Origin of the sequence: Brachybacterium saurashtrense, assembly GCF_003355475.1 — a bacterium.
Lineage (GTDB): Bacteria > Actinomycetota > Actinomycetes > Actinomycetales > Dermabacteraceae > Brachybacterium > Brachybacterium saurashtrense.
The window spans coordinates 3,599,631-3,620,524 of sequence record NZ_CP031356.1; the positions used below are offsets into that span (position 1 = coordinate 3,599,631).

Genomic DNA, 20,894 nt, shown 5'->3' on the forward strand with positions numbered 1-20,894 from the left:
GACTCTGACGGTCAGGCGCGCAGGGCCATCCACAGCAGCAGCTGCGTGAGCAGGAAGCCGCTGAGCAGGTTCAGCCGCAGGAAGCGGGCCCAGCCGCGGTGCGCCCGCTCGGCCTCGTCGTCGGTGAGGGACCGGAACGGCCAGGTGCTGACCAGGTACGGCACCACCAGCAGGCCCGCGAGCGCGGCCGGCCATCCCGCGGGCAGCATCAGCAGCCCGGCCGCGGCGTAGAGCGCCAGCGCGAGGCGCACGGTGCGGGCCGCGCCGATCACCGTCGCGATCGAGCCGATCCCCGCCTCCCGGTCGGGCTGGACGTCCTGCACCGCACCGAAGGCGTGGGAGGCCATGCCCCACAGGAAGAACGCGCCGAGCACGCACAGCGCCGTCGGCCCCACCGGGGCGCCGCTCAGCGCCAGGCCGAACACGGCCGGGCCCACGAAGTGGGTGGAGGAGGTCAGCGAGTCCAGCACCGGCCGTTCCTTCAGCCGGATCCGCGGCGCGGAGTAGCCGACCACCGCGGCGAGCACCACCACGAGCACCGCGCCGGAGGCCGCATCGCCCATCGCCAGCAGCACCAGCACGAACGGCAGCGTGCTCAGCGCCGCGGCCCACAGGGTCACGCGGTGCATCCCCCGGGACAGCACGATCCCCTCCACCCCGCCCTTGCGGGGGTTGCGCAGGTCCGAGTCGTGGTCGAAGACGTCGTTCACGCCGTACATCAGCAGGTTGTACGGGATCAGGAAGAACACGGTGCCGATCAGCAGCGCCGCGTCGAGGCCGCCGCCTGCCAGCAGATAGGCGGCGGCGAAGGGGTAGGCGGTGTTGATCCAGCTCAGCGGCCGGGAGGTGCCCAGCAGCTGGCGCAGCGGACCGGGGGCGGTCTCGACGGTGCTCATCTCTCCTCCTGCGGGCCCAGCAGCAGCCACAGCGAGGGCAGCAGCAGCCCGGCGGCGAGCGGCCAGGCGAGGTCCTCCACCGGGGCGAGGCCGAGGCGGGGCCCCAGCAGGTCCTCCCCGGCGAAGCGGAACAGATCCGCCGCGATCATCAGGGAGTCGAACACCGCGGTGAGCATCAGCAGCACAGCGATCGTGACCGCGGTGGTCGCCCACCAGCGCCTCCCCGGCCGACGCAGCACGACGGTCACGGCGAGCACCAGCAGCGGGACCAGCAGGAACAGCCCGGCGAGCATCGCGTAGCTCATGGCACCTCCGCCCGCGGCCCGGCCAGCACCCTGTCCACCAGCCCCCACAGCACCAGCGTGAGATAGCTGAGGAAGGTGATGAACACGAGCTCCTCGAGCGGGAGCTCGGGCCCCAGCAGGATGCCCGTCATCCACGGGCTGTCCCCCATCCGGTAGTGGCCCACGGAGATCGCCGCGAGGTCCCACAGCAGGAACAGCGCGAACCCCGCCCCCACCACCATGACGCCGCGGCGCGGGGCGCGCCACAGCACCAGGCGGAAGCGCCGGTCCAGCAGCGCCATGCATGCCGTCGGCACCAGCAGGCACAGCAGGTACACCAGGCCCGTCCCTCCCGTCATGCCGCCGCCCCCTCGGGGCTCCGGGCGGGCTCCGGCAGCGGGGAGGAGGAGCGGTCGCCGCGCATCCGCTTGGCCACCAGCTCGGCGCTGATCAGGCACATCGGCAGCCCGATGCCCGGCAGCGTGCTGGATCCGGCGTACAGCAGCCCGCGCACCCGGCGGGACGCGTTGCCGGCCCGGAAGAAGGCGCTCTGGCGCAGCGTGTGGGCGGGACCGAGCATGCTGCCGTGCCAAGCGCCGAGGTCCTCGGCGAACTCTCCCGGCCCGATGGTGCGGCGCACCACGATCCGCTCGGCGAGGTCGTCGATCCCCGCCTCCTCGGCGAGGCGGGCGATCGCCTCGTCGGCGATGCGCTCCACCGCGGCGTCGCCGCGGCCGTCCTGCCCGCCCCGGCCCAGGGACGGATCGGCCGGCACGGGCACCAGCACGAAGAGGTTCTCGTGGCCCGGCGGTGCGGCCGAGGGATCGGTCGCCGAGGGTCGGCACACGTAGCTCGAGGCGGGGGAGGGCACGCGTCCCTCGCGCAGCGCCCCGAAGTTCTCCCCCCAGTCGCGGGTGAACAGCAGCGTGTGGTGGGCCAGCTGCGGCAGGTGGCCGCGCACGCCCAGCAGCACCAGCACCGCGCCCGGGCCGGGGGTGCGCCGGCGCCACCACGAGTCGGGATAGGTGCGCAGCGCGCTCGGCAGCAGAGCGGTCTCCACGTGGTGGAGATCAGCGGTGGCGACCACCGTCCGGGCCGGGAGCGTGCGCACGGTCCCGTCGGCCGCCCGCACCTCGACCCCGCGCGCCTCGGCCCTGTGCGTGAGCGCCCCGCGCGCCGCGGCCCGGCGGCCTGTCGGGGCGGTGAGGATCCGCGTGGCGCGGACGCCGGTGTGCAGGCGCACCCCCTGCTCCTCGGCCAGGCGCACGATCACGTCGATCAGGTGGGTGAAGCCGCCCATCGGGTACTGTACCCCGCCGGTGAGGTCCAGGGCGCTCATCAGGTGGTACATGCTCGGGGTGCGGTCCGGGGAGGAGCCCAGGAACACCGCCGGGTAGCCCAGCACCTGCCGCAGGCGCGGATCGCGGAAGCGGCGGGCCACGAAGCGCTCGAGCGGCTCGGCCAGCAGGCCCAGCAGCCGCGGCGCCTGGGCGATCACCGAGGGGTGCAGCAGGCCGCGCGGGGAGGTGAAGGAGGTGTACAGGAAGCGCTCGAGGGCCACGTCATAGGTGCGCGCGGCGGAGTCGAGGTAGCGGGCCAGGCGCAGCCCCGCCCCGCGCTCGACCCGCTCGAACAGGTCCGTGTTCCGGGCGGCGGAGGCGCTGATGTCGAACGGCTCGCTGCGCCCCTCGAACAGCACCCGGTAGCCGGGATCCAGCTGTCGCAGGTCCAGCTGCTCGGCGGCGGAGGTGCCCAGCAGGCGGAGGAAGTGGTCGAACACCTCCGGCATCAGGTACCAGGAGGGGCCGGTGTCGAAGCGGAACCCGCCGTGCTCCCAGGTGCCGGCGCGCCCGCCCAGCTCCTCGCGCGCCTCCACCAGGTCCACCTCGTGCCCGTCGCGGGCCAGCAGCGCTGCGGTGGCGAGGCCCGAGATCCCGCCGCCGATCACCACCACCCGGCTCATCGCCGCACCCCCAGCGCGGCGCGGGTGAGCACCAGCGCCTTGCGCGGCGCGGGCACTCGCACCCGGGCACGGCGGATCCGGGCCGCGGGGGTGGCCCGCAGCCGGCGCGCCAGCTCCGCGTACAGGCCGTGGGCGGCGGCGACGGCGCGACGGCTGGAGGAGGGCAGATGCGGCAGCGCGGTCGCGGCGTGGGCGAGGTCCGCCTCGATCTCGTCCAGCAGCAGGTCCCGGCGGGCGTCGTCGAACGCCGCCGGGTCCAGGCCGGGCCCGTAGACCCGTCCCAGCTGGTCGTGGTCCTCCGCGAGATCGCGCAGGAAGTTCACCTTCTGGAAGGCGGCGCCGAGCGCGCTCGCCGCCGGGGCCAGGCGCGCGTACTCGGCCTCGTCCCCGTCCAGGAACACCCGCAGGCACATCAGGCCCACCACCTCGGCGGAGCCGTGCACGTACTCCGCGAGACTCGCCCGGTCGTGCACGGCGACGGTGAGGTCCGCCCGCATCGAGGCGAAGAACGGATCGATCAGCGCGGCGTCGATGCCGCAGCGCCGGGCGGTCACCGCGAACGCCTGCACCACGAGGTTCGTGGAGCGCCCTCCGGCGAGGGCGCGGGCCGTCTCGGCGGCGAGGTCCTCCAGCATCCGCGACCGCTCCTGCACCGTGAGGGCGGGCTCCGGATCGTCGACCACCTCATCGGCGATCCTCACCAGGGCGTAGATGCTGCGCACGTGGGTGCGCACCGGCTCGTCCAGCAGGCGCGAGGCCCATCCGAAGCTCGTCGAGTAGCCGGCGATCACGCACTCGGCGCTGCGCTGCGCGACCCGGTCGTAGAGCGTCGCGGCGGGCACGGTCCGCTCCCGCGGGGTCATCGTGCCTCCTCCGTCGGTCGATGCCCGCCGCGCGGGGAGCGGGCCGCCTCGGCGGCGGGACGGACGGCCGACGGGGAGCGGCCGGGCTCCGCCGCCTGCGCGGTGCGCCACCACGCCCACACCGCCGCCGCCGCGATCACCGCCGCGGCGGCGAGGGCGGCGAGCGCCGTGACGGGGGAGTGGGGCGCGTCCAGCGCGCGGCCCACGGCGATCCACACCAGCCCCCAGATCATCGCCGCCGGGGCGGCGACCGGCCGGCGTCCCGCCCGGACCAGCGCCACGCCGAGCACCGCGACCGCGGCCAGCACGGCCGCGGCGAGGACGCCGGGCGCCCCGAAGCCGGCGAACCCGGCGCCCTTCAGCGCGGCGGCGATGTTCGCGCAGGTCGCGACGCTCACCCATCCCAGGTACACCCCGAAGGTGCCGTCCACCACGAGCCGCTCGAGGGTGCCGCCGGCGGGGCGTGCGGCGAGCCGATGGGCGAGCAGGCCCAGCACCGCCAGCAGCAGCACGATCACCACCACGCTGACCCCCACCGCCCCGGCCTGGATGCTGAGGATCCACGCCGCGTTCAGCAGCAGCGAGCCGATCGCGGGCAGGGTGACGCCGCGGTGGTCGTGGCGGTCCCACCACTGCCACACGCAGTACGCGCCGAGTCCCAGGTAGATGAGGCTCCAGATCCGGAAGGCGCCGGTCGCGGGGGCGAGGTGGGTGGCGTCGGCGGCGAGCAGGCCGCCGGCGGCCTCGTCGATCGGGTCGCCGCCGAACGCCCCCACCCCCACGGCGGTGCCCAGCATCGCGAGCGCGAAGCTCACGGTGACGGCGAGATGGCGCAGGAGCGGACGGGCGGGGCGGGTCATGAGAGCTCCTCGGGGTCGGTGCCGGAGCGGGCGGGCGCGGCAGGGGCGGGACGGGCTGTCGTGGACCGGGCCGGCTCCGCCGTCTCGGCGGTGCGGGCGATGTTGCGCTGCATGCCGCCGAACACGATCCCGTGGAACGGCCACACCGCCCACCAGTACAGGTCCCCGCGCAGGCCGCGGGGGTGATAGATCGCGCGCTGGTGGAGGATCGCGGAGCCGTCGGCGGTCTCCTCCACCCCGAGCTCCAGCCAGGCCCGGCCCGGCAGGCGCATCTCGGCGCGCAGGCGCAGCAGGCGCCCCCGGTCCAGGCGCTCCACGCGCCACCAGTCCAGCGCCTCTCCCACCGCGAGGCGGTCGGGGTGGCGGCGACCGCGGCGCAGCCCGGGCCCGCCGACGAGGCGGTCCATCAGCCCCCGCGCCACCCAGCCCAGGCGCCAGGAGTACCAGCCGCGGCGGCCGCCGATGCCCTCGATCACCGCCCACAGGGTCTCCGGCGCGGCATCGACCGGGCACTGCCGTTCGTCGCAGCGCACGATCCCGCCGGACCACTCCGGATCCTCCGGCAGCGGGGAGGAGGGCGCGCCGGCCGGGGTGGCCGAGTGCCAGGCGGTGACCACGTCCAGCTCCCGGATCCTCGTCAGCGCCAGCGCGATCGCCCGGTCCACCCCGGTGAGGCCGCCCGGGGGCGCGGGCACCAGACGCTGCAGATCCGACTCCGCCGCGACCGATTCGTGGATCAGCGACTCCACCAGCGGCCGCGCGATCGCAGTGGGCACCGGGGTGACCAGGCCGATCCAGTGGCTGGCCAGGCGCGGGGTGAGCACGGGGACGGTGAGGATGCGCCGCCTGGGCAGGCCTGCAGCCCGGGCGTAGGCCTGCAGCAGCGCGGCGAAGGAGAGCACGTCTGGCCCGGCCACGTCGAAGGTGCGGTTCGGGGCGCCCTCGAGGCGGGCGGCCGCCACCAGGTAGTGCAACACGTCCCGCACGGCGATCGGCTGGATCCGGTTGTGCAGCCAGCGCGGCGCCACCATCAGCGGCAGGCGCTCGGAGAGATGACGCATCATCTCGAAGGACGCGCTGCCGGAGCCGAGGATCACCGCGGCCCGCAGCACCACCGCTGGCACCTCGCCGGCCAGCAGGATCTCCCCCACCTCCCGGCGGGAGGCCATGTGGGCGGAGAGCGGCTCCTGGTCGGGATGGATCCCGCCCAGGTACACGATCCGTCGCACCCCTGCCCGGGCCGCGGCCTCGGCGAAGGCACGCGCCCCCTCGCGGTCGCGGTCGGCGAAGCGGCGCCCGCCGCCCATGGCATGGATCAGGTAATAGGCGGTGTCCACGCCGGCGAGGGCCGCGTCCAGGCTCGCCCCGTCCTCGACGTCGGCCTCCACCACTTCGACCGCACCGCGCCAGGGACGGCCCTCGAGCCGGTCGGCGTGACGGGCCATCGCGCGCACCCGCAGCCCCGCCTCGAGCAGGGCCGGGACCAGGCGGCCGCCGATGTAGCCGCTGGCTCCCGTGACCAGGACCAGCGCCGAGGAGGCGTCGGCCGGGGGTGAGGCGGTGGTGCTCATGCGGGCTGGTCCTCCTTCGCGCGGGGCGGCGCGGCGTCGGCCGACGGGTGGGCGGGGCCGGGCAGGGTGAGCTCCACGCCGCGGAGGATCTGGGCCGTGGTGGCCTCGAGGGCGTCGCGCAGCGCCGCGGGCAGACCGTGCCGCAGGGCGGCCTCGGAGGCGCTGGTGAGGTGCCAGTGCGCGAGATCCTCCACCCAGGCGCGGGAGCCGCACGCGGTGAGCAGGTCGCGGGCGCGGGAGGCGTCGTGGTCGTCGAGGTCCGCGCGCCCCAGCAGCGACTGCAGGGCGGGCCAGGTCTCGGTGGTGGAGGCGTGGGCGATCAGCGCCGTGCGCTTGCCCTCGCGCAGGTCCCCGAGCGCGCTCTTGCCGGTGCGCTGCGCGTCGCCGAAGGTGCCCAGCAGGTCGTCCACCAGCTGGAAGCCGATCCCCAGCAGGCTGCCGATCTCGTCGAGGGCGGAGTGCACCTCGGAGGGCGCCTCGGCCAGCAGCGCCCCGGCGCGCAGCGGCAGCTGGAAGGAGTACAGAGCCGTCTTCAGCTCCGCGACCGCGAGCACCTCGCGCAGCGGGGCGGGGTCGGCGGCCGGTGCGAGCTGGAGGCGCACGTCGGCGAGCTCGCCGGCGGCCGTCGCGTGCAGGGTGGTCTCGAACAGGTCCAGCAGCCCCTCCACCACCGGGGCCGGGGCCTCGCAGCGGCAGATCGTGCGCATCGCCGTGATCAGGCCCAGGTCCCCGGCGAGGATCCCGGCGGCCTGGCCCAGCCGGCGCGCCCCGGCGGGGGTCGCGCCGTGCCGGGCGGCCTGCGCGGCCGCGCCCCCGGGGACGCTGGGCACACCGCGGCGCACCTCGTCCCCGTCGATCACGTCGTCCTGCACCACGAAGGCCGTGTGCAGCAGCTCCAGCGCCGCCCCCACCTGCACGGCGGCCTCGTGCCTCGTGCCGCCGAGCGCCGCGTGCGCGGAGAGCAGCAGGGCGGGGCGCAGCCGCTTGCCGCCCTCGACGGCGTCGCCCAGCGCGGTCCACAGCTGCTCGTGATCGGGCAGCGGGAGCGGCCCGGGCAGGGCGGCGCCGCGCGCCAGCTGGCGGCGCAGCTCGCGATCGACGGACGGCAGGTGGGCGTCGCTCATGGCGTGCTCCCCGGCGTGAGGGCTTCCCCGAGCTGCGGCACCTGCGCGACCGCCCACGGGCTGAGGGTCCACGGGGCGAGGTCCACCAATGCGGCGAGGTCGGCGGGCTCCACCCAGCGCAGATCCATCACCTCGTCCGGGTTCGGCACGGGGTCGCTCTGCGCGAGGGCGACGAAGACGGGGCACACCTCGTTCTCCACCACCCCCGAGGCGTCCACCGCGCGGTAGCGGAACTCCGGCAGCACCTCCCGCGGTGCGCCCACGCGCATGCCCAGCTCGTGCCGGGCATGGCGGGCGATGGCCTCCGGGAAGCTCTCGCCTTGCCGGGGGTGGCCGCAGAACGAGTTGGTCCAGACCCCCGGCCAGGTGCGCTTGCCCAGCGCCCGACGGGTGAGCAGCACCCGGCCGCCGGCGTCCACCACATGGCAGGAGAAGGCGAGGTGCAGGGGAGTGCGGGCGGAGTGCACGGTAGCGCGCGGCGCGAGACCGCACGGCGCGCCGTCGGCGTCGAGGAGGACGACGTGGTCCTCGACGGCCCCCTCGGCCCGATCCCCCTCCGGCACGGTGGTGTCGATCACAAGCGCTCCTCACAAGTACTTAGCCTGTCTACCTAAATCGACTGTAACATCTGAGCATGAGCGAGAGCACGCGGCACGATGGCGCCGGGACCGCCGCGCCGTACTGGTACACCGAGCAGCACGGCGCCGTGGCGCTGCTCGCCGCGCTGCGTCGCTTCCGCGCCGCGGATCAGGAGATGCGCCGCCGGATGAGCGCCGGCATGGACATGAACACCACCGATCTCGAGGCGCTGCGCTTCGTGATCGCGCACGAGCTCGCCGAGTCCCCGGTCACCCCGCTGCAGCTGGCGCGGCACCTGGAGATCTCCGGCGCCTCCACCTCGAAGCTGCTGGACCGGCTCACCGCCTCGGGCCACCTCGCCCGGGCGCCGCACCCCCACGACGGCCGCTCCCGGATCGTCGTCGCCACCGAGCATGCCCACGCCCAGGTGCGGGAGCGGCTGCGCGGGATGCACGAGAGGATGCTGGAGATCGCCCACGACGTGCCGCCCTCCGCGCGCACCGCCGCCATCTGCTTCCTGGACGCGATGGCGGAGCAGCTCGAGACGGAGGCCGCGCCCGAGCGGCTCACCCCGCCTGCACCGTGAGCCGGGCGGGCGAGGCACGGTGCGCGCTGCACGGCCGACGGGCCCCTTGCACCGGGGTGCGAGGGGCCCGACGGCCGCGGAGCGGGAGAGCTCGGAGGGAAGAGGGCGTCGGGGAGCGGTCGCTCAGAACCGCCCGGTGGCCACCAGCTCGTGCGCTCCTTCTGGCGCGCCACGTCCCGGGGGTAGACCCGGTAGAACATCGTCCAGTACACGGCGTTGAGCAGGTACGGCACCACCGCGAACCACACGAACGTCGTCTGGCTGCTGAACGCCTCGGCCACGAAGCCGAGTCCGAGAACCATCAGGGCGGTGATGCCGCCCTGGATGAGAGAGAACAGCATCGCGAACGCGGTGGCGCTCAGCTGGGAGGGGACCACGTTGGAGACCATCGGCGGCACGCAGCCGGAGAAGCCCACGGAGAACACCAGGCCCAGCAGCAGGTTCAGCGGGATCGAGACCACGAAGCCCTCGTAGGGGAGCTGGGTGACCAGCGCGACGGTGCCCGCGAAGGAGACCAGGTAGATCTGCATGAGCATGATGCGGCCCTTCTCGCCGAAGCTCCGCACGAACAGGTCCGCCAGGCGCCCGCCGAGGAAGCTGGAGAACACGGCGCCGAGGGAGAAGAAGGACATCGCCATCGTGGCCTGGAAGACGCTCAGGCCCCGCTCCACGACCAGGAAGTTCGGGTAGAAGGCCAGCAGCACCAGGCTCGTGACCAGCACGACCATGCCGGCCATGAGGGAGACGGTGGGGATCTTGAACAGCGTGGCACCGTCGGAGATCTTGAAGCGGCCGGCCTCGGCCATCATGTCCTCGCGGGCGGTGTTCTGGCGGGGGTCCTTCACCCACATCGCTATGAGCACGCCGGAGAGGATGGAGATCGCGCCCATGGTCCACATGGCGTAGCGCCAGGCGTCGGGGCTGGGGTCGTCCCCGCGGGCGAAGAGGCCGATCGCCGGCCCCATCACGATGCCCACGCCGGTGCCGACCGCACGGATCGTGCCGTAGGCCTTGCCGCGCTGCGACTGGCGGAACAGGTCCGGGAGCAGGCCGTTGATGATCGGCTCGGAGGCGACGGTGCCCACCACGCTGATCGAGTACAGGATCAGCAGCCAGGTGAAGTTCGGGGCGAAGCCGGAGGCGATGGTCCACAGCCCCCACACGCCGGTGACGAGGAGGAGGATCTTCTTGCGGCCGTACTTGTCCGCCATCATCGCCCAGAAAGGGCCGAACAGCATGCGCGCGAACTTGCTGATCGCGCTGAGCAGTCCCAGCATCCCCTCGCCCACGCCGAAGGCGGCGCCGATGAGCGGGAAGAAGGTGTCGATCAGCCCGCCCTCGGAGTTGTCGACCGCCTGGGAGAAGCCCATGGCGGCCATCGCCCTGCCGTTGCCCTTGCCCGAGGGGCCGTCCTCGGCGAGGGCGTCGGGGCGGCGCGCATCGCTGTCCACGAGGGCGACGCCGAGGCCGGGGCCGCCGGCGGGGCGACGATCGAGCCGGTGGCCGTGGAGACGGCGCCGGGGAAGGGGTCGGGCCGGCCGGTGCCGGCCCCGGGGGGAAAGGTCGTCCATCGTTGGTCCTCTCGAGATCTGCCCGGGGCAGAGGTGAACAGCGGTGTTCCAGTGCGAGGGAGCGGGGTGCGCTCGCGGTGCCGCCGGGTGGGCGGACGGTGTGACGCGGTGCTGCGTCGTGGGCCGAGAGTCTTGGAGCGCGAGGCGGCGGACTGGGCAAGCTGCCACAAGTTGCAGAGGCGCGGTTGCCGACCGCGGTGCGGGGAAAACGCTTGGCGCCGGGAGGGTGACGCCATCAACGCTGGTCCTGGGTTCGCAGCGCGTCCGGATCGCGAAATGTTCTCGGGCCGTGATGTGCGAGTCCTCGATGCCCGGAGCATCCGACCGTCGTCAGATCTGGCAATTCATGGCAACAGAGGGGTTCTCGGAGGGCCGACGCAGAGACCCGTGCCGGGGAGCGAGGGCGGGCGCGGGAAGCGAGGGGGGCGACGCTCGGCGAGGGACCGGCGGCACGTGCCGGGGTCGGCGGTGGCGGAACGCCGGTGAGCGCCGGCAGAGGCGTGGGTCGCTGCGCGTCCGCGAGGCGGTGTCGGTGCGCCTCGTGCGAGAACTCCGGCGCGCCTCGCGCGGGAACGCTGCGTCGGGACTGGCGCGGATGGTCGTCATTCGTCCATCCCGCGCAGAGCACTGGAGGCGCGCAGAGCAGAGCCCGCGCCACGGACTCGAGGACAGCCCTCGGAAGGGCCTTCTCGAGGGCGCCCGAACACCGCACAGGATGATGTGGCCGAGGACACCTCGAAAAGGGCCGTTCTGGCTTGACGGGGTCTGTGGAGGTGCGTAATGTTCTTCCTCGTGCCCCGGACAACGGGAACGAGGAACGGACAGCGATCCGGACCGAGATTCCCGCACTGACCTGGCACGACAGATCTTCCGAGAGAGGATCGCGGCGCGGATCACACCGCACCGATTTGACTCGGAGAACTGACCCGGCTAAGTTAGCGGAGTTGCCTCGGAGCGAAGGCCCGGAAGGGTTCAGAGCACTGAGTGCGCGTGTTGCTTGATATCTCAATAGCGTGTCTGTTTATCGATGCCATTATTTTGAATGGCAATTTTGAAACGGATGATACAGCAGAAATGCTGGTTGTTTGTTTCTGTTGTCAGGATACTGTTTTTCATGTTTTTTCATGGAGAGTTTGATCCTGGCTCAGGACGAACGCTGGCGGCGTGCTTAACACATGCAAGTCGAACGATGACGGTGGTGCTTGCACCGCCTGATTAGTGGCGAACGGGTGAGTAACACGTGAGTAACCTGCCCCTCACTTCGGGATAACCTCGGGAAATCGTGGCTAATACCGGATACGAACACTCATCGCATGGTGGGTGTTGGAAAGATTTATCGGTGGGGGATGGACTCGCGGCCTATCAGTTTGTTGGTGAGGTAATGGCTCACCAAGGCGATGACGGGTAGCCGGCCTGAGAGGGCGACCGGCCACACTGGGACTGAGACACGGCCCAGACTCCTACGGGAGGCAGCAGTGGGGAATATTGCACAATGGGCGAAAGCCTGATGCAGCGACGCCGCGTGAGGGATGACGGCCTTCGGGTTGTAAACCTCTTTCAGTAGGGAAGAAGCGAGAGTGACGGTACCTGCAGAAGAAGCGCCGGCTAACTACGTGCCAGCAGCCGCGGTAATACGTAGGGCGCAAGCGTTGTCCGGAATTATTGGGCGTAAAGAGCTTGTAGGTGGCTTGTCGCGTCTGCCGTGAAAACCCGAGGCTCAACCTCGGGCGTGCGGTGGGTACGGGCAGGCTAGAGTGTGGTAGGGGAGACTGGAACTCCTGGTGTAGCGGTGAAATGCGCAGATATCAGGAAGAACACCGATGGCGAAGGCAGGTCTCTGGGCCATTACTGACACTGAGAAGCGAAAGCATGGGTAGCGAACAGGATTAGATACCCTGGTAGTCCATGCCGTAAACGTTGGGCACTAGGTGTGGGGGACATTCCACGTTTTCCGCGCCGTAGCTAACGCATTAAGTGCCCCGCCTGGGGAGTACGGCCGCAAGGCTAAAACTCAAAGGAATTGACGGGGGCCCGCACAAGCGGCGGAGCATGCTGATTAATTCGATGCAACGCGAAGAACCTTACCAAGGCTTGACATGCACTGGACGGCTGCAGAGATGTGGCTTTCTTCGGACTGGTGCACAGGTGGTGCATGGTTGTCGTCAGCTCGTGTCGTGAGATGTTGGGTTAAGTCCCGCAACGAGCGCAACCCTTGTTCTATGTTGCCAGCACGTGATGGTGGGGACTCATAGGAGACTGCCGGGGTCAACTCGGAGGAAGGTGGGGACGACGTCAAATCATCATGCCCCTTATGTCTTGGGCTTCAAGCATGCTACAATGGTCGGTACAATGGGTTGCGAAACTGTGAGGTGGAGCGAATCCCAAAAAGCCGGCCTCAGTTCGGATTGGGGTCTGCAACTCGACCCCATGAAGTCGGAGTCGCTAGTAATCGCAGATCAGCAACGCTGCGGTGAATACGTTCCCGGGCCTTGTACACACCGCCCGTCAAGTCACGAAAGTCGGTAACACCCGAAGCCAGTGGCCCATCCTCGTGAGGGAGCTGTCGAAGGTGGGATCGGTGATTGGGACTAAGTCGTAACAAGGTAGCCGTACCGGAAGGTGCGGCTGGATCACCTCCTTTCTAAGGAGCATCACCAATATTGGTGGCCGTCTGCCTGCCCGAGTGTGGTGGGGGCGGTTGCTCAAGGGTGGAACATCGATGGATGGGCACTTCGCCGGCACTGCCGGGTTCTAGTACGGCCCCTCTTGTGGGGTGGGGAACGGACCTGTGGTGGTGTGGGTTCGAGGTGGAGACACGCTATTGGGTTGTGAGGCTGCACGCGGCCCCTTTTCTGGTTCCTTCGGGAACGGGTGAGGGTGTGTGGCTGGTCTCCCCTGTCATGGGCGCCTTGTGGGTGTGTGTGGTGGGTGTGGGGTTGTTTTTTGAGAACTGTATAGTGGACGCGAGCATCTTGTAAGCAATTTTTATAGCGCAAAGTGTCTTTGTGTTGCCGTAAGTTTTAAAGGGCGCACGGTGGATGCCTTGGCACAAGGAGCCGACGAAGGACGTGTGAGTCTGCGTTAAGCCTCGGGGAGTTGACAACAGAGCTGTGATCCGAGGATGTCCGAATGGGGAAACCCACCACGAGTCATGTCGTGGTACCTGCCGCTGAATGTATAGGCGGTGTGGAGGGAACGCGGGGAAGTGAAACATCTCAGTACCCGCAGGAAGAGAAAACAACAGTGATTCCGTGAGTAGTGGCGAGCGAAAGCGGAGGAGGCTAAACCTGTTCTGTGTGATACCCGGCAGGGGTTGCAGGTCAGGGGTTGTGGGACGTGTTGGATGGGTCTGCCGGCTCATCAGCGTGTACGTGTAGTGGTAGTCGAAGTCGTGGTGAGTGCGACGGCGTAGAGGGTGTGACCCCCGTAGACGAAACTGCTGCATGGCGTGACGCTGTTCCCGAGTAGCACCGGGCCCGTGAAATCCGGTGTGAATCTGCCAGGACCACCTGGTAAGCCTGAATACTACCTTGTGACCGATAGCGGACAAGTACCGTGAGGGAAAGGTGAAAAGCACCCCGGGAGGGGAGTGAAATAGTACCTGAAACCGTGCGCTTACAATCCGTCGGAGCCTTGAGGGGTGACGGCGTGCCTTTTGAAGAATGAGCCTGCGAGTTAGTGGTCGGTGGCGAGGTTAACCCGTGTGGGGTAGCCGTAGCGAAAGCGAGTCTGAACGGGGCGTTCAGTCGCCGGCTCTAGACCCGAAGCGAAGTGATCTATCCATGGGCAGTGTGAAGCGCGGGTAAGACCGCGTGGAGGCGCGAACCCACTTCAGTTGAAAATGGAGGGGATGACCTGTGGATAGGGGTGAAAGGCCAATCAAACTTCGTGATAGCTGGTTCTCCCCGAAATGCATTTAGGTGCAGCGTTGCGTGTTTCGTGCCGGAGGTAGAGCACTGGATAGGCGATGGGCCCCACCGGGTTACTGACCTTAGCCAAACTCCGAATGCCGGTACGTGAGAGCGCAGCAGTGAGACTGTGGGGGATAAGCTTCATGGTCGAGAGGGAAACAGCCCAGAACATCAGCTAAGGCCCCTAAGCGTGTGCTAAGTGGAAAAGGATGTGGAGTTGCTGAGACAACCAGGAGGTTGGCTTAGAAGCAGCCACCCTTGAAAGAGTGCGTAATAGCTCACTGGTCAAGTGATTCTGCGCCGACAATTTAGCGGGGCTCAAGCACACCGCCGAAGCTGTGTCACTCAGTCCTTGGGGCTGGGTGGGTAGGGGAGCGTCGTGCAGCCGGCGAAGCCGCGGGGGAACCCAGTGGTGGAGGCTGCACGAGTGAGAATGCAGGCATGAGTAGCGAAAGACGGGTGAGAAACCCGTCCGCCGATTGATCAAGGGTTCCAGGGCCAGGTTAATCCGCCCTGGGTTAGTCGGGACCTAAGGCGAGGCCGACAGGCGTAGTCGATGGACAACGGGTTGATATTCCCGTACCGATCGTAGGAGGACCCATACCGAGGCAGTCGATGCTAACCACCCGAGCTGTCTCCCTGCCCTTCGGGGCAGGGGTGATGGTGAGGCTGGGAACCAAGGTTGTAGTAGGTCAGCGTGTGGGATGACGCAGTGAGGCAGCTTCCGCGGAGTTAATGGAATACTCCGTCCAAGCGTGCAGCCCGATCCCGGGTAATGCTGGGGTCGTGTGGGTGAGACGTGATGGGGAGGACCCTTCGGGGAACAAGGAGAGTGATCCTGTACTGCCTAGAAAAGTCCCGGCGTGACGAATACGGTCGCCCGTACCCTAAACCGACTCAGGTGATCAGGTAGAGAATACCGAGGCGTTCGAGAGAATCGTGGTTAAGGAACTCGGCAAAATGCCCCCGTAACTTCGGGAGAAGGGGGGCCCGATCCGTGAGAGCGGGGAGGGCCGCAGAGACCAGGGAGAAGCGACTGTTTACTAAAAACACAGGTCCGTGCGAAGTCGTAAGACGCTGTATACGGACTGACGCCTGCCCGGTGCTGGAAGGTTAAGAGGACCGGTTAGACGCTTTCGGGTGTCGACGCTGAGAATTTAAGCCCCAGTAAACGGCGGTGGTAACTATAACCATCCTAAGGTAGCGAAATTCCTTGTCGGGTAAGTTCCGACCTGCACGAATGGCGTAACGACTTCTCCACTGTCTCAACCGCGAACTCGGCGAAATTGCATTACGAGTAAAGATGCTCGTTACGCGCAGCAGGACGGAAAGACCCCGGGACCTTTACTATAGTTTGATATTGGTGTTCGGGACGGCTTGTGTAGGATAGGTGGGAGACTGGGAAGCATTCACGCCAGTGAGTGTGGAGTCATTGTTGAAATACCACTCTGGTCGTTCTGGATTCCTAACCTCGGTCCGTGATCCGGATCAGGGACAGTGTCTGATGGGTAGTTTAACTGGGGCGGTTGCCTCCTAAAGAGTAACGGAGGCGCTCAAAGGTTCCCTCAGCCTGGTTGGCAATCAGGTGTTGAGTGTAAGTGCACAAGGGAGCTTGACTGCGAGACAGACATGTCGGGCAGGTGCGAAAGCAGGAACTAGTGATCCGGCACCTCATTGTGGAATGGGTGTCGCTCAACGGATAAAAGGTACCCCGGGGATAACAGGCTGATCTTGCCCAAGAGCTCATATCGACGGCATGGTTTGGCACCTCGATGTCGGCTCGTCGCATCCTGGGGCTGGAGTTGGTCCCAAGGGTTAGGCTGTTCGCCTATTAAAGCGGTACGCGAGCTGGGTTTAGAACGTCGTGAGACAGTTCGGTCCCTATCCGCTGCGCGCGTTGGATATTTGAGAAGTCCTGTCCCTAGTACGAGAGGACCGGGATGGACTGACCTCTGGTGTGCCAGTTGTTCTGCCAAGGGCATGGCTGGTTGGCTACGTCGGGAAGGGATAACCGCTGAAAGCATCTAAGCGGGAAGCCTGCTTCGAGATGAGATATCCTTGCACCCTTGAGGTGTGTGAGGCCCCCAGTAGATGACTGGGTTGATAGGCCAGATGTGGAAGCACAGTAATGTGTGGAGCTGACTGGTACTAATGGCTGATGACTTACAACAACATAGTGTTATGTGTTGATTGTTTGCTGTGTGTGTTCGCGTCCACTGTGCGGTTCTCGAGGAGCAACCCGCTGCGTGCCCTGTTGGGGGTGTGTGGGGGCTGGTTGGGTCTCGTCGTGTTACGGCGGTCATAGCGTCGAGGAAACGCCCGGTTCCATTCCGAACCCGGAAGCTAAGCTCGATAGCGCCGATGGTACTGCACTCGGGAGGGTGTGGGAGAGTAGGTCGCCGCCGGACATCTTTCACTGGGAGTGGAGGAGTTGCTGAACCCCGATATGTGTCGGGTGTTCGCCTCCTCCACTCCCTTTTTTCATGCCCGGACGCTGCCGGGCCCGCGACACCAGTCCCGTCTCACGACGAGGACGTGGCCCGCGCATGGGAGGTCGCGGCTCCGACCCATACCGGGACCACCTGGATCAACAGGGACGGCGCCGTGAACCCCCGCGCCCCCTTCGACCGGATCAAGCACTCCGGTCAGGGACGGGCGTTCGCCGTGCCGGGGCGCCCTGCCGCGGTGCGGAGGCCCTGCTGTGCGCATCGGCCACTCCAGCTCTGGACCCTCCGCGGCCCGTGATGCCATAGTGATCGTGAGCGGTGGCGCCGCCCCTCAGCGCCCCGCCGCCGGCCCCGCGCCGTCGCGGAGCCCCCGCCGACACGGTCCGCCGCCCCGACGATGGGAGGCCGATGATGGCAACACCCCCGATGCCCCCGCCGCGCCCGGATCCGGCCCACCCCGGCCCGAGCATCCCCACCACGATGCAGGCGGTGCAGCTGGTGGGCCACGGCGGCCTGGAACAGCTGATCCATGCCCGCGACGTGCCCACCCCGCAGCCAGCCGCGGGGGAGGTGCTGATCGACGTGCACGCCTGCGGCATGAACAACACCGACATCTGGGTGCGCGAGGGCGCCTACGGCTCGGACACCGACCCGGCCGCGGTCTCCACCTGGCGGCGCGGCCGCTCCACCCTCACCTTCCCCCGCATCCAGGGCGCGGACATCGTGGGCCGCATCGCCGCCGTGGGCGACGGTGTGGACGAGACCCGGATCGGGCAGCGGGTGCTCGTGGACTTCTCCCTCTACCACCGCCCCGAGGGGGACGACTCCCTGGCGGACATCGACTACATCGGCCACGGCCGCGACGGCGGCTACGCCGAGTACGTCACCGTCCCCGCCGAGAACGCCCATCCCGCCCCGGAGCAGGTCTCGGACGCAGGCCTGGCCACCTTCTGCTGCGCCTACCTCACCGCCGAGCACATGCTGGACCGGGCCCGGCTCGCGGAGGGCGAGCGGGTGCTGGTCACCGGCGCCTCCGGCGGCGTCGGCTCGGCGGTCCTGCAGCTCGCGCGGGCGCGCGGCGCGATCCCCTACGCCGTCACCAGCGCCGGGAAGGAGGCCGCGCTGCAGGCCCTCGGCGCCGAGGCGACGGTCCTGCGCGATGCCCCGGACCTGGTCGCCGCGGTGGAGAGCGTGGCCGACGGCCCGATCGACGTGGTCGCGGACCTGGTGGCCGGGCCGCTGTTCAACGACCTGCTGCGGATCCTGCGTCCGGAGGGCCGGTACACCACCGCCGGGGCGATCGGTGGACCGGTGGTCGACCTGGACCTGCGCACCGTGTACCTCAAGCATCTGGAGCTGCACGGCTCCTCCCAGGGCACCCGCACCGCCTTCCGTCGCCTGCTGGGCCACATCGAGTCCGGCACCATCCGACCGCTGCTGGACCGCACCTTCCGTCTGTCCGATCTGCACGACGCGCAGCGCGCCTTCCTGGCCAAGTCCTACATCGGCAAGCTGGTGGTGGTCCCGGACCGTCACTGGGAGCAGGTGGGGGCGCCCTTCGAGCACGGGAGCCGTGATGCGACGTGAACGCAGCATCACCCTGATCGACACTCAGTCCGGCGGCGACGTGTCCCGCGTGGTCACCGCGGGGATCGAGCCGATCCCCGGCACCACCGCCCTGGAGAAGGCCCGGTTCCTGGAGCGGGAGGGCGACGGTCTGCGCCGCCTGCTGCTGTCCGAGCCGTACGGCGACCCGGCCATGTCCGTGGACCTGATCGTCGAGCCCGGCCACCCCGAGGCGCAGGCCGGCTACATCATCATGGAGGCGATGGGCTACCCCCTGTACTCCGGCTCCAACACCCTGTGCGTCGCCACCGCCCTGCTCGAGTCCGGGATGATCGAGATGGTCGACGGCGAGCAGCAGATCGTGCTCGAGTCCCCGGCGGGTCTCGCCCACATCACCGCCCGCAACGCCGACGGGCGGGTCGAGTCCGTCACCACCCAGGGCGCCCCCGCCTACGTCGCGGACCGCGCCGTGACCATCGAGGTCCCGGGCATCGGCCCGGTCGCCTGCGACCTGGTCTGGTCCGGCGGCTACTACGCGATGATCGACGCGACCGCGCAGGGCTTCACCCTCGCCCGCGAGGAGGAGATCGCCCTGACCGCCTTCGGCGACGCCTTCGTGCGTGCCGCCCGGCCCGGCCTGCGCCGCGAGCACCCCTCCCTGGGGGACGTGGGCCCGCTGCCGTTCGTGCACTTCATGGGCCCGGTGGAGGACTCGGCCGACGGCCGCTGCGTGTCCCGCTCCGCCACCTACGTCCACCCCGGCGTCCTCTGCCGCAGCCCCACCGGCACCGGCACCTCCGCCCGCCTCGCCCTGATGGCCGTGCAGGGACAGCTGCGCCCGGGCGACAGCCTGGAGACGATCTCCCCGCGCGGCAACCGCTTCGTGGGCACCGTGATCGGGGAGGACACGGTGGGGGACTTCCCCGCCTGGCACTCCCACATCACCGGCTCCGCCCGCCTGCTGGCCCGCTCGAGGGTCACCGTGGATCTCGACGATCCGCTGGTGGACGCCTCGGACCTGGAGCCGCTGCTGAGCTGGTGAGCCTCCGCGCCCGCCTCACCGCCCGCCGAACTCGGGCCGGCGCTTGGCGAGGAACGCTGCAGTGCCCTCGGCCTTGTCCTCGGTGGTGTACAGCAGCGTCTGGGCGAGCTGCTCGAGCAGCATGCCGGTGCGCTGATCGGTGTCGCTGCCGGGACGGATCACCATCTTCGCCAGGCGGATCGCGAGCGGCCCCTTGCGCAGTACGGTGGTCATGATCTCCGTGGCGGTGTCGAGCAGGTCCTCGGCGGGCACCACGGTGGTGACCAGGCCGTGGCGCTCGGCCTGCTCGGCGGTCAGGGCGCGGCCGGTCAGCACCATCTCCAGGGCGCGGCCGGCCCCGACCAGGCGGGACAGGCGCTGGGTGCCGCCGGCGCCGGGCAGCACCCCGAGCGCGGTCTCGGGAAGTCCCATGGTCGCGCCGTGGACGGCGATGCGGATGTCGCAGGCCATCGCCAGCTCCAGCCCGCCGCCGAGCGCGGCGCCGTTGAGGGCGGCGAGGGTGGGCTTCGGGTACTCCTCGATCCGGTCGTACAGGCGCTGCATGGCGTTGGCGAGCCCGTCGGCCATCGACCAGTTCTCGACCTCGGCGATGTCGGCGCCGGCGGCGAAGGCGCGCTCGCCGGTGCCGGTGACGATGATCCCGCGGACGGCGTCGTCGGCCTCCCACTCGTCCAGGACCTGCCCGATCTCGCCGAGCATGGCGGCGTTCAGCGCGCCCAGCTGCGCGGGCCGGTCGAGGGTGAGCGCGCCGATGCCGTCGCGCACGGCGACCTGGACGGTCTCGAAGCGGGCGGGCGGCTGCGGAACGGACATGATCTCCTGCTCTCTGGGGCGGGGCGGCGGGGTGCGCCGGTGCGGTCAGGCCATCGTCAGTCCGCCGGAGACGGACAGGGTCTGACCGGTGATGTAGTGGGAGGCGGGGGAGGCCAGGAACGCGACCGCGTTGGCGAGGTCCTCCGGCTGGGCGAGGCGGCGCAGCGGGATCGCCTTCTCCAGCGCGGTGCGCAGCTTCGGGTTGTCGGCGGAGATCTGGTCGAACAGGGGAGTGTCCGCCGGGCCGGGGCAGACGGCGTTGGCGGTGATCCCGGCGCGGGCGGCCTCGCGGGCGAGGGTCTTGGTGAAGGCGACGATTCCGCCCTTGCACGCGGAGTACACCGCCTCCCCGGAGGAGCCGACGCGGGCGGCGTCGGAGGCGATGTTCACGACGGTGCCGTGACCCTGTTCGGTCATCTGCCGCACCACCACCTGGCTGCAGTGCAGCGTGCCGAACAGGTTGATCTGCACGATCGTGTCCCAGACGGCGTGGTCCTGCTCGAGGAAGGGGCCGGCCTTGTCCCAGCCGGCGTTGTTGACCAGCACGTCGATGCGGCCGAAGCGCTCCACCACCTGCGCCGCCATCGCCTCGACGCCGGCGCGGTCGCTGACGTCCACCGGCACGGCGAGGGCCTGGCCGCCCAGCTCGGCGGCGAGAGCATCGGCCGACGGGCCATCGATGTCGGCGACGACCACCACCGCGCCCTCGGCGGCGAGGCGGCGGGCGATCCCGCGGCCGATGCCGCTGCCGGCTCCGGTGACGATGCTGATCCGCCCGGTGAGGTCGTGGTCGGTGGTCTCGGGCGTGGTCTCCATGG

The 20,894-nt window shown here is 69.4% G+C and carries 14 protein-coding genes, 3 rRNA genes and 1 pseudogene; 6 read left to right on the forward strand and 12 right to left on the reverse strand.

The features are described from left to right. Positions 1 to 11: 11 nt before the first annotated feature. Genes DWV08_RS16175 through idi form a run of 9 tightly spaced genes read right to left on the reverse strand, consistent with a single transcriptional unit; the run spans position 12 to position 8,139 of the window. Complete coding sequence (locus tag DWV08_RS16175; protein ID WP_115414752.1) at positions 12 to 896, reverse strand: prenyltransferase; 885 nt, start codon at positions 894 to 896, stop codon at positions 12 to 14. Further along, complete coding sequence (locus DWV08_RS16180; RefSeq protein WP_115414753.1) at positions 893 to 1,201, reverse strand: lycopene cyclase domain-containing protein; 309 nt, start codon at positions 1,199 to 1,201, stop codon at positions 893 to 895. Before DWV08_RS16180 ends, DWV08_RS16175 begins: the two co-directional genes overlap by 4 nt. Continuing rightward, positions 1,198 to 1,539, reverse strand: a complete 342-nt coding sequence (locus DWV08_RS16185; protein ID WP_115414754.1) for a lycopene cyclase domain-containing protein — start codon at positions 1,537 to 1,539, stop codon at positions 1,198 to 1,200. The genes DWV08_RS16180 and DWV08_RS16185 overlap by 4 nt, the downstream gene beginning before the upstream one ends. After that, positions 1,536 to 3,143 (reverse strand): phytoene desaturase family protein, encoded by a 1,608-nt coding sequence (gene crtI / locus DWV08_RS16190; protein ID WP_115414755.1) that lies wholly within the window; start codon positions 3,141 to 3,143, stop codon positions 1,536 to 1,538. The genes DWV08_RS16185 and crtI overlap by 4 nt, the downstream gene beginning before the upstream one ends. Continuing rightward, on the reverse strand, positions 3,140 to 4,006 hold the full coding sequence (locus DWV08_RS16195) for a phytoene/squalene synthase family protein (protein WP_115414756.1): 867 nt from the start codon (positions 4,004 to 4,006) through the stop codon (positions 3,140 to 3,142). Before DWV08_RS16195 ends, crtI begins: the two co-directional genes overlap by 4 nt. Further along, positions 4,003 to 4,866 (reverse strand): tryptophan-rich sensory protein, encoded by an 864-nt coding sequence (locus DWV08_RS16200; RefSeq protein WP_115414757.1) that lies wholly within the window; start codon positions 4,864 to 4,866, stop codon positions 4,003 to 4,005. Before DWV08_RS16200 ends, DWV08_RS16195 begins: the two co-directional genes overlap by 4 nt. Next, complete coding sequence (locus DWV08_RS16205) at positions 4,863 to 6,437, reverse strand: SDR family oxidoreductase (protein WP_115414758.1); 1,575 nt, start codon at positions 6,435 to 6,437, stop codon at positions 4,863 to 4,865. Before DWV08_RS16205 ends, DWV08_RS16200 begins: the two co-directional genes overlap by 4 nt. Beyond that, positions 6,434 to 7,561 carry a polyprenyl synthetase family protein gene (locus tag DWV08_RS16210; protein ID WP_115414759.1) on the reverse strand — a complete coding sequence of 376 codons (1,128 nt, stop codon included), beginning with the start codon at positions 7,559 to 7,561 and terminating at the stop codon, positions 6,434 to 6,436. Before DWV08_RS16210 ends, DWV08_RS16205 begins: the two co-directional genes overlap by 4 nt. Continuing rightward, positions 7,558 to 8,139 carry an isopentenyl-diphosphate Delta-isomerase gene (gene idi / locus DWV08_RS16215; protein ID WP_241237349.1) on the reverse strand — a complete coding sequence of 194 codons (582 nt, stop codon included), beginning with the start codon at positions 8,137 to 8,139 and terminating at the stop codon, positions 7,558 to 7,560. Before idi ends, DWV08_RS16210 begins: the two co-directional genes overlap by 4 nt. Positions 8,140 to 8,345: 206 nt before the next feature. Between idi and DWV08_RS16855 the strand changes: the two genes are divergently transcribed. Continuing rightward, complete coding sequence (locus DWV08_RS16855) at positions 8,346 to 8,726, forward strand: MarR family winged helix-turn-helix transcriptional regulator (protein ID WP_241237357.1); 381 nt, start codon at positions 8,346 to 8,348, stop codon at positions 8,724 to 8,726. Between the two features lie 326 nt (positions 8,727 to 9,052). Here DWV08_RS16855 and DWV08_RS17195 read toward each other — a convergent pair. After that, positions 9,053 to 10,297: pseudogene (locus tag DWV08_RS17195) on the reverse strand (MFS transporter); the annotation flags it as partial. A gap of 1,121 nt (positions 10,298 to 11,418) precedes the next feature. Between DWV08_RS17195 and DWV08_RS16225 the strand changes: the two are divergent. The 5 genes from DWV08_RS16225 to DWV08_RS16245 all read left to right on the forward strand — a co-directional run bounded on the left by DWV08_RS16225 (position 11,419) and on the right by DWV08_RS16245 (position 19,263). Continuing rightward, positions 11,419 to 12,938: ribosomal RNA gene (locus tag DWV08_RS16225) — 16S ribosomal RNA — on the forward strand. A 370-nt stretch (positions 12,939 to 13,308) separates the two neighbouring features. Further along, positions 13,309 to 16,379: ribosomal RNA gene (locus DWV08_RS16230) — 23S ribosomal RNA — on the forward strand. 120 nt (positions 16,380 to 16,499) lie between these two features. Then, positions 16,500 to 16,616: ribosomal RNA gene (gene rrf, locus DWV08_RS16235) — 5S ribosomal RNA — on the forward strand. The 16S, 23S and 5S rRNA genes sit together here, the layout of an rRNA operon. 450 nt (positions 16,617 to 17,066) lie before the next feature. Continuing rightward, positions 17,067 to 18,242: an alcohol dehydrogenase family protein gene (locus tag DWV08_RS16240; RefSeq protein WP_241237438.1), complete on the forward strand. Its 1,176-nt coding sequence runs from the start codon at positions 17,067 to 17,069 to the stop codon at positions 18,240 to 18,242. Then, positions 18,232 to 19,263, forward strand: coding sequence for a proline racemase family protein (locus DWV08_RS16245; RefSeq protein ID WP_115414761.1), 1,032 nt, complete (start codon positions 18,232 to 18,234; stop codon positions 19,261 to 19,263). The genes DWV08_RS16240 and DWV08_RS16245 overlap by 11 nt, the downstream gene beginning before the upstream one ends. A 15-nt stretch (positions 19,264 to 19,278) precedes the next feature. Here DWV08_RS16245 and DWV08_RS16250 read toward each other — a convergent pair whose 3' ends face one another. Continuing rightward, complete coding sequence (locus DWV08_RS16250) at positions 19,279 to 20,076, reverse strand: enoyl-CoA hydratase/isomerase family protein (protein ID WP_115414762.1); 798 nt, start codon at positions 20,074 to 20,076, stop codon at positions 19,279 to 19,281. A gap of 45 nt (positions 20,077 to 20,121) precedes the next feature. Continuing rightward, the gene (locus DWV08_RS16255; protein ID WP_115414763.1) at positions 20,122 to 20,892 is read right to left on the reverse strand and encodes an SDR family NAD(P)-dependent oxidoreductase; all 771 of its coding nucleotides are present in this window, start codon (positions 20,890 to 20,892) and stop codon (positions 20,122 to 20,124) included. Positions 20,893 to 20,894 lie beyond the last annotated feature (2 nt).

Bases quoted from the DNA above. Each gene is read 5' to 3' on its own strand.
- DWV08_RS16185 (WP_115414754.1), bottom strand. From the start codon at position 1,539: ATGACGGGAGGGACGGGCCTGGTGTACCTGCTGTGCCTGCTGGTGCCG.
- DWV08_RS16210 (WP_115414759.1), bottom strand. From the start codon at position 7,561: ATGAGCGACGCCCACCTGCCGTCCGTCGATCGCGAGCTGCGCCGCCAG.
- DWV08_RS16245 (WP_115414761.1), top strand. From the start codon at position 18,232: ATGCGACGTGAACGCAGCATCACCCTGATCGACACTCAGTCCGGCGGC.
- DWV08_RS16240 (WP_241237438.1), top strand. From the start codon at position 17,067: ATGGCAACACCCCCGATGCCCCCGCCGCGCCCGGATCCGGCCCACCCC.
- DWV08_RS16200 (WP_115414757.1), bottom strand. From the start codon at position 4,866: ATGACCCGCCCCGCCCGTCCGCTCCTGCGCCATCTCGCCGTCACCGTG.
- DWV08_RS16255 (WP_115414763.1), bottom strand. From the start codon at position 20,892: ATGGAGACCACGCCCGAGACCACCGACCACGACCTCACCGGGCGGATC.
- DWV08_RS16250 (WP_115414762.1), bottom strand. From the start codon at position 20,076: ATGTCCGTTCCGCAGCCGCCCGCCCGCTTCGAGACCGTCCAGGTCGCC.
- DWV08_RS16180 (WP_115414753.1), bottom strand. From the start codon at position 1,201: ATGAGCTACGCGATGCTCGCCGGGCTGTTCCTGCTGGTCCCGCTGCTG.
- DWV08_RS16855 (WP_241237357.1), top strand. From the start codon at position 8,346: ATGAACACCACCGATCTCGAGGCGCTGCGCTTCGTGATCGCGCACGAG.
- crtI (WP_115414755.1), bottom strand. From the start codon at position 3,143: ATGAGCCGGGTGGTGGTGATCGGCGGCGGGATCTCGGGCCTCGCCACC.
- DWV08_RS16195 (WP_115414756.1), bottom strand. From the start codon at position 4,006: ATGACCCCGCGGGAGCGGACCGTGCCCGCCGCGACGCTCTACGACCGG.
- DWV08_RS16205 (WP_115414758.1), bottom strand. From the start codon at position 6,437: ATGAGCACCACCGCCTCACCCCCGGCCGACGCCTCCTCGGCGCTGGTC.
- DWV08_RS16175 (WP_115414752.1), bottom strand. From the start codon at position 896: ATGAGCACCGTCGAGACCGCCCCCGGTCCGCTGCGCCAGCTGCTGGGC.